The following is a 12,588-nucleotide window of genomic DNA, read 5'->3' as shown; positions in this document are numbered from 1 at the left end:
CCAGGCGGCGGCGGTACGTTGTACTGCTCGCTGCGGCCTTCGGTTGGGCTTGAAGACGAAGGGGTGGAAGTTTGCGCAATCGCGGGATTCCCGCAGGCCAGAAGCAATGTCAGGATTGTGGTGCAGCGAACCGGGCTAGCAGGCATTTCAAGGCCCATCCTTGGAGAAGCCCACCGAGGCGGGATCATCGGCTTCGCTATGCGCAGCACCTCCGTCCGGCACTGATCTAGCTCACTTCAACAAGCCATTTTCGGTTCGATCGGGAGCCCGCTTCAGGACTGCCGGTCCACTTCAAGATCAGCCGATGAGCGCCTCGTGCACCGCTCGGCCCGAATAGGCGACGAGAAGATCGCACGAGCCGGTGAAGTTGACGCCGGCATCGCCAGCGACGATCCACACGCCGCCGGGCTCAATCGGCTCCGATCCCACGACCGCTTCGCCCCGGAGGGGTATCAGCCAAACCGGCTCGCCTCGCCGCGGCGCCAGAATGCCGGTAAAAGCGTCGGCCCAGCGTTCCACCACGAACGGCCCTCCGGCGGCAAGCACCCGCCTGCCCCGCGCCAACTCGAATGGGGCGAATGGAGCCTCGTAGGGCGCCGGGCGGGCAGCCTCCACCGCCTCGTCCAGATGGAGCTCGCGATTGCTACCATAGTCATAGAGCCGATAGGTGACGTCCACATTCTGCTGGATTTCGATCAGGCTGAGACCGGCGCCTATGGCGTGGATCGTGCCTGCCGGCGCGTACCAGAAGTCACCCGCCCGCGCTGGCTTCCAGTCGAGCAGGCCGACGATCGAGCCATCCCTGGCCGCGGCGCGCAACCGCTCCCTGGTAACCCATGTCCGCAGTCCCAGCGCGACGCTCGCCCCCGGCTCGGCCTCGAGGATCTGCCAGGCTTCGCTCTTGCCCCGGGGGAGCCCATACGCCTTCGCGGTAGCGTCGTCAGGATGAACCTGGACCGAGAGCCGTCTGCTCGTGAACAGGTACTTGACCAGCAGCTCGGGGTCATCAAGCCCGCTTCCCGGCGGCAGCTCGAACCAGATCTCGCCGACGGGCTCCTCACGCGCGGCCACGTCATCGAACCAGGGTCCAGTCGACCATCGGCCCCAGGGTTTGGCGACCGTTTTGGTTTCCAATCGTATGACCGGCATGTCGCCCTCCTCTTGGATGCTCGAACGGTCAGGTCAGACATAATGCGGCCCTCCGAGGAGGCATCGCCACCATCGGAAGCATCGATGACGAACATCACTCGCACGGCGTGGGCCCGCCTGCGAATCCCGCACTCCTCCGCAGCCCGGCAAGACGCGACCGTGAGCGGGAGAGCGCTCCGGCTGGCTGACTCATGTCATTTGCGGTGCGGCGGACCGCGGCATTGTCCGCCTCGGCTTCCGTCTATTCCATCGCCGAACCCGTCCGACAATCCGTTCGGCCCGCCCCGGATCCCACCCCGATGCGTTTGGCGAGCGAGGGGCATGAACGATCATATAACCGTCCTTCGGCAGTCGGGCTTGAGGAGTGCGGACTTTGCAGGATCGCAAAGTCCGCACTCCTCGTCCTATGGTCTCAGTAGCTATCCACCCGCAGCCACATCGAACCCGCGCGCGCCGGCACTGGCAGTGTTGTCAGATTGCGCTGACTCACTTCTTCTGAGCAGGCTGGCTCGATTGAGTTGCTTTCTTGAAGAAATCGCGAATCTTGTCGAAAATGCTCGTTGCCGCGCCCTTGTTCTTGGTGCCCTCCTCGATCTCGTCGACCGTTTTCAGCAGCTCCTTCATTTGGTCCTTGGTCGCATAGCCCAACGCCTGACCGAGCCGGAGCTGTTCACGCGCAGTGTTCAGAAGTTGCTTGATTCTCGCCTCATCCCCGGCGCCGCGCTGGGCATTCGCAGCCAGGTTGCGCGCCTCTTCGATCGCCGCGCTTGCCCGGATGAGCGGGAGCGGGTGGATCACGTCGCGGATCACGATCGTGCCGAGCGCAGCTTCGAGCGCCGCCTTTGCTGCGTCCAGCTTGCCTTGGGCGATGAGAGCCGCGGCGGCCTTGATCGCGTCCGGGTAGGTCGCGAGCGGGAGATTACTGGTCCGAACAACGGTTTCGCTCGCCAGCCCGTCGATGAGATGGCGCGCCTCCTGCAACCGTCCATCTTCGAGCGCCTCCTCGGCCGACTTCCGCAGTGCCTTCACGGCATCCACAGAACCCAGGACGTCGTAGCTGATCACACTGACATCGACCGGAGCGAGAGCAAGGCTGGGGTTGCGCGCGAGCACGATTTCCAGCTTGCCGGTGGCGCGCTCGAGCGCGGCGGTCGCGGCTTTGCCGTCCTTGTTGTCGAGCGCGGCAAGCGCATTCTGCGTCTCCTGCAGCGCCGAAACGGCGTCCTGGAGCAGTTCTGCGCGGTCGACGGGCGGGGCCGGCGTCGCCGCCACCGGGGCGCTGGCCGCCCCGGTGGCGGCATTCGTGGCGGCCTCGTTGTTGGCGTCCTGCTTGGAACAGCCCGCCGTCAGAATGAGGGCCGAGGCCGCGGTCGCGGCTAAAAAACTGCGTTTCATGATCTTCCCCTTGGTTGTTGAAGGTACGAGTTCATTGGTCGGGAGCGGGCAGCGCAAGCGGCCGCCTCAGCTTTACGAGGTGATTCGTCCCGTCGCCATCGATCACGGCGATCGCCGCAACGCCGTCGCCGCTTTCTTCGACGTAGATCGATTGCGGGTGGCGGATCATGTGATCCAGTCCCTCGAGCGTCACACCCACCAAGTCGTCCTTGTGGTCATAGAAGATGCCGGCAATCGGCAGGTATTGCGCCTCGATCTGATCGCCGAGTTCGAGCGAGGCGACCTCAATCTCAGCTCGCAACCCAACCATGCCCCGGGAAACCCGATCGAGATACTTTCCCCACTCTGGCTTAGGAACCAGATTCATCAGTCGACTCCTTTGAAAAGGCATCGCGGCCCAAGGTTCATAGTCCACAAAAACATCGACCGTCCACATTGCGTCGCCGGTCCGCGGAGCACGATTCTGCCAAAGGCCTCTGCTCTTCGAAGGCAGGCGAGTGTTCGAACGCCTTGGTAAAGGCTGGTGCACGGACTCCCCCGGCGCGGCCCACCCGCCCGAACGCCCAATCTTGAAGCGCCCCGCCGCCTTCCGACTTGGCTGCCACGGGCGGCGGTACTGCGATCTTTGCCGATGTCCTGATCAATGTGGGCATCAACATTCTCCGGTCGGCCGTGGAATTGCAGGCCCGCGCCCCTGCCGCCCTGACATAGCTCAGCTTTCAGCTGGTCAAACCATGCGTCGGAACGGTCATCTTCGGGCACTGAGGAGCAAAGTTCCGTCACGCTCGGCGTAACCCGGGATGGATGCATGTTCCCGTGGCGCGCCGATGCAAGGCGATGCAAGGCGATGCAAGGCGATGGAGGCGGAAACGCGAAGCCGACAATGGTATTTTCGCTCTGCTCGCCCTGAGCCTCGAAGCCTGCGTCGTCCCGAATGACATCGCGGATGCGCTACTCCTTGCTTCGATGGCGATCACGATGCTCTTGCGGAGTGACGCGTTAAGGGCCGAGTTCGACGGTGTCGTCGCCGTAGCACTCGGGCACCTCGGCCCATGGGCAGCCGGTCCGAAGCCGCCAGAGGATGCTGTTCAGAACCCAACGATCATCTACACGGGCAACCCCACGCGGCTTGTTCAGCAGCAGCGGCTCGATGATCGAATTTAGTGTCTGTCAGTTCGTTTCGCCGCTGCCTCATCCAGCTTCTATCGCAATGGAGAGCCTGAATCACACAAGCAGGCAAACCTCAAGCCGATTAATGAGTTTACCGCCTAGCACTACTGTGGCATCTCGATGCCGTCGGGAGGTGTCCCCCCCATGAGTCGACGGAAATAGTGCAGGGAACTTAGGGATGCTCAGTCCAGTCTAGCGGAGAGCTATGAGGGAGGTTCCAATGGTGGAAGCGCTTTCGCAATATACGCAACGTCAGAAATCGACATTTGCGGATCGCCTTGGACTTGATGAACCCACGCGCCGTCCAGCGATAAACCATCTGCGAGACGTTTCTGCTTCAACCCTCAGCGGTTGCCGCAACGGCAAGACGCTAGAGCTGAAGGACCGCCAGGAGCTCCCGATGGGGCCCGAGGCGGACGGTCTTTATCAGGTAGTCTCTGGCATGCTGCAATGCGGCGTCATTTCCGAAGATGGCCGCAGGTGGATAAGCGGTTTTATCCTGCCGAGAGAAGTCATGCTGTTCGAACATGGCGAGATCCAGAGCGAGATTGCGCAGGCGCTGTGCCCGACCACGCTCATCAAGATTCCTCGCAGTGTGTTCGTTAATCCGTCGTGCATGGATCCCCACCTGTACGCTATGATCACTTCCTCGCTTTTGCGCACACACAATGTGGCGCTCCGCTTCGGGTTGATGCTCGGCCGGGCGAATGCCGCGGAGCGTCTGGCCTTCTTCCTGCTCGACCTGATGAAGAGACTGGGCGGGCGCAGCAACGCCCGCCTGCTCATGTCCAGGGCGGATATCGGCGATCATCTGGGGCTGACGAGCGAGACGGTAACCCGGACCTTCACGCTACTGCAGCGGCACAATTATGCGCGGGTGAGCGGTAGGGATGTGGAGATCCTGAATCCGACCGCGCTGGAGCATCTTGCGGCTGCGATCCTAACCGCCTGACGGCATAACAGCCCTCCAGGCTGCCGCCCTGCCTGCCGCTGTCCATCTGGATCGCGCACGAGGCGGTAGCAATGGCTCCGCCCGTGGGCAGGCAGCCCACGGGCGGACGCCGTCATGCCTGCCCTGGATTGATGGCGATGCGACGGGTGCTCTCGGCGGCAGACGCCGACTTCGGCACCGTGATGGTGAGAACGCCGTTCTTGAACGTGGCACCTGCCTTGTCCCGCTCGATCCCCTTGGGAAGGCCGATGCGGCGCTCGAATCGCCCGTAGCTCCGCTCGGAATAGCCCCGGTCCTTGTCCTCGACCTCCGACTTCTTCTCGCCACGGAGCGTGAGGACGCCTTCCTCGACGGTCACTTCCACGTCCTTTTCGTCGAGTCCGGGGAGTTCGGCCGTGACTCGGATTTCCTTGTCGGTTTCGGCAAGCTCGACACTCGGGGCGAGGAGCCCTCGCTCGACGCCGGCGAGCGCCGGCACACCGAAGCCGCGGAAGAAATCCTCGAACAGGCGGTTCACTTCCCGGTGCAGCGAGAGCACCGGGTCGCTCGCAGCGCCCGCAGCGCTGACCTGAGCAGGAACCTTGTTCTCCTGACGGCTCCAGGGGATCAGATCACGAATGGACATGGCATCTAACTCCTTCTTCGAACAGCGTCATCGCGGAGCCGCCGACATGCCTGGCACGCTGACTAGAAGCTGGGTGGCCGGTCGCCTCAGGCCGAACGCGCCGGTGCGTGATTGCGCCGTTTCGCCAGCCAAGGCACAAAGCTCTCCACGCTACTTTGGTACTTCCAGTCATTCCGCCGAGGCGGCCGGTGGCGAGCTTCATCGGTAAGCGCTCCGGGCAGGCTAACACTGATTTAGCTCAGCCCCCGATTGGCGCCGGTCGCGATATGCTCCGGCATGGCATGGCGACCGAAGCTTGGCATCCGGCGACCGAAGGAGTGGTCATGGACATCACGACTGTGTTGAGCAGCCCGGCCGATCGGGTCGTTCGCCAACCCGACATGCTGATGCGTGGAATGGCGCACGACCTCGACAATATGCTGGCGGTGATCGCCTCAGGTCTGGTCTCGATCGAGCGCGGAGCGGATCAGCAGCAGCTGGCGCGCCTCGTAGCCGGAATGAAGCACGCGATCCGGAATGCCGCCGCCCTGGCCGACGATATCGCGGAGCTCAGCACCGATCGCGGCGTAACGACCGAGCGGGTTTCGGTTGAAGCGCTGATCCGCGGGCTGGAGGCGCGGGCCAGCACCATTCTGGGAGACGGCGTGGACTTTCGGACAGAGATCGCGCGTGACCTCTGGCCGGTCCGCGTCCTACCCAATTATCTCCAGTTTGCGCTCTTCAATCTCCTGGCGAACGCCGCCGACGCGATGCCAAAGGGTGGCGTGCTGGTCCTGCGAGCCTTCAACACGTTCCGAAGCACGGCGAGCCCCATAGGCGCAGCGGGCGACTTCGTTCGGCTTGAAATGATCGATTCCGGTGAAGGAATCGCACCCGACGTTCTGACCCGTGTTTTCGAGCCGTTCTTCACGACGAGGCAGTCGCTCAAGAGAACCGGACTCGGGTTGGGCCAGGTCCGAAGGTTCGCGACCCAATTTGGCGGTGATATCGCGGTCGAGAGCGACCAAGGCGCGGGAACCCGAGTCATCCTGCACCTGCCGCGAGCAGCGCCGGGCAGGTCCTGACCCGATATCACCGCCAAAGAACGCGGCCGCCCTTCCCGTCTCAGCCGCGCTGCGGCCGCGTGTCACGAGCCCTGCCGCGCCTGCCCTGGTCAGGCAATCAGGCGGTTCCACGACCCGTACTGCGCTGACACCTCGCCTCTCAGGATGGCGAGACCGACCAACGCAAGGCCTAGCAGCACATTATATGCGGTGTGCAGAGCCTCCGCGCCGAAGGCAAATGGCGTAACACAGAGCGCCGCGCCAATGGGAATGAGCAGGAAGCGGACGGAGCGCGCGACCTCGGCGGCGGCTATCGAGATCACGGTCAGCGCCAGTGACCCGAGCAGGTGATCCCAATCCGCGATCGGCGGCGCTGCGCCGAACGTGACCCGCGTGAACAAGAGCGATGCCGCCAGCGCGGCCGCAATGGCCAGGTTCCAGGGCAGGCTCACGCCACCGATCGCCACGTCCTTCACGATCGCGCGGGCCGGTCGGTCGAACTCGTCAGGTACATTACCAGCCCCGCCCTCGTCCGTGTCCCCGAACAGGAAGACCCGAAGCACATTCTTGCCTGCCCGTGCACGGCGGCGAAGGAACTGGCCGACCGCCACCAGTTCGTCCAGCGAGTAGGGTATCTGGATCAGCATCGCCGCGGCTCCGATCAGCGCCAGCGTGCTCCAGGTGCCGATCCAGATCGGTTGGATGATGATGAAGAAGATCGAGACAATGCCGAGCGGGGCGATCATCAGTCCGAACAGAAGCACGAGCCACGGCATGGTCCGCCAGCGCGCGCGCGACCCGACGATCCCCGTAAGGATCTCGAGGCCGTAGGTGTAGCCGCCGAGCGCGGCATCGGAAACAGGCCATGCTTCCGAGACTTCGCTGGTGATGATCTCCTCGGTGCCGTTGCGCGGGTCTTCGACGCTTCCCTGAAAGAAGGGCTCCCAGACGTCGGACACATAGCCGAGCTGATATGCTGCGAGGTAACGGGAGACATAGAGGCCGATCAGTGCAAGGGCGATGATCGGGATGCGCTGGGTCCAGCTCGACGGATTATACGTCCACCCCTGAGGCACCTGCGGACCGGTCACTCGCGCCAGAGGTGACGGCCCCACTTCGGGCTTTGTCCCGACGGCAAAGCCGAAGATCAACATACCCACCAGCGTGTCGGAAAGGTATGCTGTTGGATTGTCGGTCCAAAAGACAAACGGCGCTGCCATCACGATAGCGCCTATCGCGGCTGATATCCATCGCGCCCAGGGCGCGTGCCAGCTCAGCGACAGCGATGCGAAGACGATCAGCAGCGCGCCGGAGACGATCTCGGTCCATCGGAGCAGAGGCTCGACTACTCCGATCAGCGGCGGCTGAGTGAGCAGCCAGGTTCCGAGCATGAAGTTTACGAAATGCGCCCAGCGCGTCTCGGAATGCTCCATCCGGTAGCGCTCGTCGCTCGCCCTCCTGACCTCCTCAGGATGTTTGCCCAGCGCGGCGGCCTCGGCGAGATCGTGCGGCGGCCGGAGACCGTTTCTCTTGTACCAAGCCAGAGGATCGCGCTTCAGCGCCGCGATCATCTTCGGGAGCTCATCCTTGAGGCGATGATGGGGTCGCCAGCCCAGCAGTTTCTCGGCGCGGCCGATATCCAGCGCGTAATGGTCATCCGCAAGCCGGATCATGAAGGGCTTGATGAACGGCTTCTCACCCTCGTCGATTGCGTCGGGGACGACGGGCTCGAGCTTATCCTGAGCCCAGACACCGACTGCCGCCACCGGCTTTGGTACTCGCAACGTCGGCCAGTCCTCGATGCCGTGGATGAGATATCCGATCTCGTCTTGCAGCGCATCATACCCCAGCGCTTCGGGCTCGCCGACCAGGATCTCCCCATCGGGCGGCAGCGTATCCCGGCGTTGAACGGCGAGACGGACAGCTTCTACAAGATCCTCGCGATGGACCATGGACTGGCCCACTAGCGGCGAGCCCGAATAGAAGAAGCTCTCGAACTCGCGCTCGTAAATCCGGGCTATCTGATTGGACAGCGTGGGCACCGCCGACTCCTCGTCGTACACGCCGGCGAAGCGCAAGATCGCATAGGGGATGGAGCCGTGTTCTTCGCGGATTACCTCTTCGGCCAGCGCCTTTGACTTCGGATAGGCCCAACGGGGATCGATCGGCCAGCTTTCGTCGATTTGTTCGCCCGGCGCGCACGGCGCGTGCACGAGCATCGTGCTTGAATAGACGAACTGTTCTACTTCGAAGTCCTGCAACGCTCGCAGGAGCCGGCGCGTGCCCTCTACATTGACCGACCGGTAGAGCGGATGTTCCTTGCCCGTGAAGTCGAAGTAGGCCGCCAGGTGGATCACCGACGCCACGCGTCCGCCATGGCTTGCGCGAATCTGCGCCAGGGCATCGAGCACAGATTGGTCCGAAGCAAGATCGACCTTGATCACCGGGAAGGTCAGCGCCTCTGCTTTGAGATCGAGGCCGACGATCCGGTAATCCGCTGAAAGCACAGCCGCCACCGAACGTCCAAGATTGCCCGTCGCGCCGGTGATGATGACAAGTGGCTTATCCATGTGTGCTCACCCCGATCTGTCTCGTGTTGGCCTCACGGCCACGCCGACCTGATCCCAAACGCGACGCCGGCGCATGGCGCGAGCACATCTGCCGCACGAGCTGAACGTCGGGGCGACGCAAGGCGCCGAGCCCGAGCGCCCACCTGGCCCTTCGGCCGTCACGCACGGCGGCACGCGCTACGCCATTCTACCCTTCGTCTGGGCATCACCTGGTTCCGGAAGGTCCGGCGCGCAGCTCATACCTTAACTCTCGTCGAGCTCGTCCTGAGCTATGTCAGGGCCGCGCCACCTTGCCGGTGGGAAGCTCGCTCCTTCGAGGAGGTGATTATGTGCGAGTTGATCTTAACGGGCGCGGCTCGCGTCATCCGGAAGCGGCAGCAGCGGTTCGTGTACGAGGACGCCGGCCCGCCGGCATGAGGCGGCACCGTGCGCAACGCGCCAAGTGGTCTCCCAGCCCAGCATGCTGATCGACCAAACGCCCATGGACCGAACCGAGCCGATCGCCTCCCACACGACTTTAGCCTCTCTGGACCTCCACAAAGAATGCGTCGGGAGGCACGCTCCACAAAAGGCGTTCACCCGCGGCCGCGATGTCAGGATCGGATCACTTCGCAACACGGCTTCCTCATCGCCAAAGGCGATGAGGTGAGCTTGGGCGTCGCTCTCGAGTGGCTGGCCGTCGCAGCGCCTTGGGCGATCCGTATCGGCGCGCTGATCGTTGTTCCCTTCCGCCGGTCGCCGGCTGCGACGCAAAGCTGGCTGCTCCTCTTCTTCGTGGCGCCGTGGCTCGGCCTCGTCCTCTATCTGGCGATCGGCCGGCCATCCCACCCTCGATGGCGTCGCCGGCGCGTCGCGCAACTCTGGCCGATCATTGACCGGGCGGTTTCCAGCATCGACCGGGTCGCCCGGCCGGCCGAGCTGCCGCTCGTCCAGGCGTCAGCGGCTTCCCTCGTTAGCGGGATCGGCCGCATGCCGCTCTTACAAGGCAATGAGGTCGACTTCCTGACGGACTACGACGCGACGATCGATCTCCTCGTTGAGGATATCGGGCACGCCGAGGACCATGTCCACCTTCTCTTCTACATCTTCGCCACGGACGCCACCGGCCAGAAAGTGATCGCCGCGCTGCGCCAGGCGGCGCTGCGTGGCGTCAGGTGCAGGGTGCTGGTCGATGCGATCGGATCGCGCACGTGGGCCGCCCGCATCGAGCGGGAGCTGCGGCCCGCAGGCGTCGAGGTTCACGAAATGCTGCCGATCCGCGTCCTCGGCCGCACCACGCGCTTCGACCTGCGCAATCACCGCAAGATCGCCATAATCGACGGACGGACCGGTTACACCGGGTCCCAGAACATCATCGACTCCGATCAGGGATGGGGCTGGCCAAACCGAGAGGTGATGGTTCGGGTCCGAGGGCCGGTTGTCGGCGAATTGCAGGCGGTCTTCGTGGCGGACTGGTTCCTCGAGACGGAGAAGGAGCTCACCGACGGACATCTCTACCCCCCGGCGGAGGACGCGGGCAGCAGCCTCGGGCAAGTTCTGCCGAGCGGGCCCGATCTCGAGCATGGGGGCATCGACGAGCTTTTCGTTGCCCTCATCCACTCAGCTCGAGAGCGTGTCCTGATCTCCACGCCCTACTTCGTCCCGAGCGAGCCCCTCTTGCAAGCGTTGCAGGTGGCGATCCTTAAGGGAGCCGAGGTCCACCTGCTGTTGTCCGGCCGCTCTGATCATCCGTTCGTACACCTCGCCCAGCAGTCCTATTATTCCGAGCTGCTGTCGGCCGGTGCGGTGATCCACCTGTTCCAGCCGGGCTTCCTGCACGCCAAGCATATGAGCATCGATGAGGCAGTCGCCGTCGTCGGATCGAGCAACGTCGACATGCGATCATTTGCCCTGAATTCGGAGATCAACCTCGTCCTTTACGACCGCGAGGCGACACTTACCTTGCGCCAGATCGAGCGCTCAAGGCTGGAACAATCCGTCCCACTGAGAGCAAGCGACTGGGAGCGCCGCAATCTCGCGCGCAAGTGTGCCGAGAACGTAGCGCGGCTCTTCAGCCCGTTGTTGTGATCTGCTCGGACCAGCTGAGCCGGAGTGAGAACGAGACTTTGCTATTGATGGAATGACCATGCACCATGACGCACCATTAATCGCCACGATTGTCGCCGGCCTGGTCGCTGCTTTCATCGCAGGGACCGTGGCGCACCGGCTCAAGATATCCCCGATCGCGGGCTATCTGCTCGCTGGCGCCTTCGTCGGGCCGTCGATGCCCGGCTTCGCGGCGGACCCGGAAATCGCATCGCAACTTGCCGAGATCGGTGTCATTCTCCTGATGTTCGGCGTCGGCCTGCACTTCTCGCTGCGGGATCTCCTGTCAGTGAAAAAGATCGCGGTCCCTGGAGCGTTGATCCAGATCGTTGTCGCAACGCTATTCGGCATGGCGCTGGCCTGGGCGCTCGGGTGGCGCGCTGGCCAGGGCCTAGTCTTCGGTCTCGCGCTATCCGTTGCGAGCACTGTCGTCCTAGTGCGGGCTCTTCAGGTGCACAACCTCGTCCAGACCGATCAAGGCCGCATCGCGGTGGGCTGGCTGGTAGTCGAGGACCTGGTGATGGTGCTGGCGCTGGTGCTTCTGCCGTCCGTAGCCGCCATCCTGTCGGGCACATCGGCGAACGCGGGCGCCGCTGCCGCGAGCGCCGTGACCACTACGCTGATGAAGGTGGCGGGCTTCATTGCGCTGATGCTCCTCGTGGGCCGCCGCGCGATGCCGGCAATCCTTCACTGGGTGGCCGATACCGGTTCCCGCGAGTTGTTCCGTCTGGCAGTACTCGCGATCGCCCTTGGGGTTGCCTTCGGCGCCGCGCTCGTCTTCGACGTCTCGTTCGCTCTCGGCGCCTTCTTCGCCGGCATGATCCTGGGTGAAACCCAGCTCAGTCGGCTCGCGACCGAGGAGATCCTCCCGTTCCGAGACGCCTTTTCCGTCCTGTTCTTCGTTTCGGCCGGCATGCTGTTCGACCCAGCGGTGATCCTCAATCAGCCGATTGCGCTTCTGGCGACGCTCGCCATCATCCTGGTCGGCAAGTCCGCGGCTGCCTATGCCATCGTCCGATCGTTCGGATATCGTGACCAAACCGCGATCACGATCTCGGCAAGCCTGGCACAGATCGGCGAATTCTCGTTCATTCTTGCCGGCCTTGGCGTCAGCGCCGGCCTTCTGCCTCCCCAAGGCCGGGACCTGATCCTCGCGGCCGCTATCATCTCGATCTTCCTTAATCCCCTGCTCTTTTCATTCGTAACCAGGCAGGGGGTTCGTCCACTTCGGCACGCCGGCCCTGCGGAAGGATCTTCAGAAGAGCCGGCGCCCGAGCAGGGCCCGCCCCCTGGGCATGTGATTATCGTGGGCTATGGCCGAGTCGGCCGCTTCATCGCTGCAACGCTCGGGGCCTCGGGATACGCGCTGAGCATAGTCGAGGACAGCAGAGAGGCCGTGCAAGCAGCGCAAGCGGAAGGGCTGCGCGCCGTCCAGGGTAACGCCACCGAAGCTTCCATCCTCACGCGGGCCGGCATCACCGGGGCATCGACGCTGCTGATCGCGATCCCTGAGGGGTTCGAAGGGGTCGGTTCCGGCTGAGGGCGGAATGACACCCTAAGCGCCGGCGTCCTTGGGCCAAAGGTACTCGCCAGTGAGGA

General features: G+C 63.6%; 9 protein-coding genes and 1 pseudogene. 4 read left to right on the top strand and 6 right to left on the bottom strand.

Going from position 1 to position 12,588, the window contains the following annotated elements; translation table 11 throughout:
• Window positions 1-297 precede the first annotated feature (297 nt).
• The 4 genes and pseudogenes from ACH0AE_RS15500 to ACH0AE_RS15485 all read right to left on the bottom strand — a co-directional run.
• Entirely contained in the window at window positions 298-1,149 is an 852-nt protein-coding gene (locus tag ACH0AE_RS15500; RefSeq protein WP_075153426.1) for a class I mannose-6-phosphate isomerase, read from the bottom strand.
• A gap of 486 nt (window positions 1,150-1,635) precedes the next feature.
• Window positions 1,636-2,544, bottom strand: coding sequence for a YfdX family protein (locus tag ACH0AE_RS15495; protein ID WP_047867079.1), 909 nt, complete (start codon window positions 2,542-2,544; stop codon window positions 1,636-1,638).
• Window positions 2,545-2,575: 31 nt separating this feature from the next.
• Complete coding sequence (locus tag ACH0AE_RS15490; protein ID WP_010339455.1) at window positions 2,576-2,911, bottom strand: DUF5335 domain-containing protein; 336 nt, start codon at window positions 2,909-2,911, stop codon at window positions 2,576-2,578.
• A gap of 650 nt (window positions 2,912-3,561) precedes the next feature.
• A pseudogene (locus ACH0AE_RS15485) lies at window positions 3,562-3,739 on the bottom strand (transposase); the annotation flags it as partial.
• Window positions 3,740-3,934: 195 nt separating this feature from the next.
• On the opposite strand from ACH0AE_RS15485, the gene ACH0AE_RS15480 reads away from it, so the two are divergent.
• Entirely contained in the window at window positions 3,935-4,666 is a 732-nt protein-coding gene (locus ACH0AE_RS15480; RefSeq protein WP_100206990.1) for a helix-turn-helix domain-containing protein, read from the top strand.
• A gap of 112 nt (window positions 4,667-4,778) precedes the next feature.
• Here the strand turns inward: ACH0AE_RS15480 and ACH0AE_RS15475 are convergent, their stop codons facing one another.
• A complete protein-coding gene (locus tag ACH0AE_RS15475) occupies window positions 4,779-5,291 on the bottom strand; it encodes an Hsp20/alpha crystallin family protein (protein ID WP_406875894.1) in 513 nt (170 codons plus the stop codon).
• A gap of 323 nt (window positions 5,292-5,614) precedes the next feature.
• Here ACH0AE_RS15475 and ACH0AE_RS15470 point away from each other — a divergent pair, with 323 nt between their 5' ends.
• Window positions 5,615-6,355 (top strand): sensor histidine kinase, encoded by a 741-nt coding sequence (locus tag ACH0AE_RS15470; protein WP_406875893.1) that lies wholly within the window; start codon window positions 5,615-5,617, stop codon window positions 6,353-6,355.
• Between the two features lie 89 nt (window positions 6,356-6,444).
• Here the strand turns inward: ACH0AE_RS15470 and ACH0AE_RS15465 are convergent, their stop codons facing one another.
• Window positions 6,445-8,904, bottom strand: a complete 2,460-nt coding sequence (locus ACH0AE_RS15465; RefSeq protein WP_406875892.1) for an NAD-dependent epimerase/dehydratase family protein — start codon at window positions 8,902-8,904, stop codon at window positions 6,445-6,447.
• 543 nt (window positions 8,905-9,447) lie between these two features.
• On the opposite strand from ACH0AE_RS15465, the gene cls reads away from it, so the two are divergent.
• Both cls and ybaL read left to right on the top strand, forming a co-directional pair.
• Window positions 9,448-10,971 (top strand): cardiolipin synthase, encoded by a 1,524-nt coding sequence (gene cls, locus ACH0AE_RS15460; RefSeq protein ID WP_406875891.1) that lies wholly within the window; start codon window positions 9,448-9,450, stop codon window positions 10,969-10,971.
• A 58-nt stretch (window positions 10,972-11,029) separates the two neighbouring features.
• Window positions 11,030-12,529: a YbaL family putative K(+) efflux transporter gene (gene ybaL / locus ACH0AE_RS15455; protein WP_406875890.1), complete on the top strand. Its 1,500-nt coding sequence runs from the start codon at window positions 11,030-11,032 to the stop codon at window positions 12,527-12,529.
• Window positions 12,530-12,588 lie beyond the last annotated feature (59 nt).

Source organism: Sphingomonas sp. 179-A 2A2 NHS (assembly GCF_045371305.1).
Classification (GTDB): domain Bacteria; phylum Pseudomonadota; class Alphaproteobacteria; order Sphingomonadales; family Sphingomonadaceae; genus Sphingomonas.
This window is presented reverse-complemented; position numbering and strand designations above follow the sequence as displayed.

Bases quoted from the DNA above. Each gene is read 5' to 3' on its own strand.
- ACH0AE_RS15480 (WP_100206990.1), top strand. From the start codon at position 3,935: ATGGTGGAAGCGCTTTCGCAATATACGCAACGTCAGAAATCGACATTT.
- ACH0AE_RS15500 (WP_075153426.1), bottom strand. From the start codon at position 1,149: ATGCCGGTCATACGATTGGAAACCAAAACGGTCGCCAAACCCTGGGGC.
- ACH0AE_RS15465 (WP_406875892.1), bottom strand. From the start codon at position 8,904: ATGGATAAGCCACTTGTCATCATCACCGGCGCGACGGGCAATCTTGGA.
- ACH0AE_RS15475 (WP_406875894.1), bottom strand. From the start codon at position 5,291: ATGTCCATTCGTGATCTGATCCCCTGGAGCCGTCAGGAGAACAAGGTT.
- ACH0AE_RS15495 (WP_047867079.1), bottom strand. From the start codon at position 2,544: ATGAAACGCAGTTTTTTAGCCGCGACCGCGGCCTCGGCCCTCATTCTG.
- ybaL (WP_406875890.1), top strand. From the start codon at position 11,030: ATGCACCATGACGCACCATTAATCGCCACGATTGTCGCCGGCCTGGTC.
- ACH0AE_RS15470 (WP_406875893.1), top strand. From the start codon at position 5,615: ATGGACATCACGACTGTGTTGAGCAGCCCGGCCGATCGGGTCGTTCGC.
- ACH0AE_RS15490 (WP_010339455.1), bottom strand. From the start codon at position 2,911: ATGAATCTGGTTCCTAAGCCAGAGTGGGGAAAGTATCTCGATCGGGTT.
- cls (WP_406875891.1), top strand. From the start codon at position 9,448: ATGCGTCGGGAGGCACGCTCCACAAAAGGCGTTCACCCGCGGCCGCGA.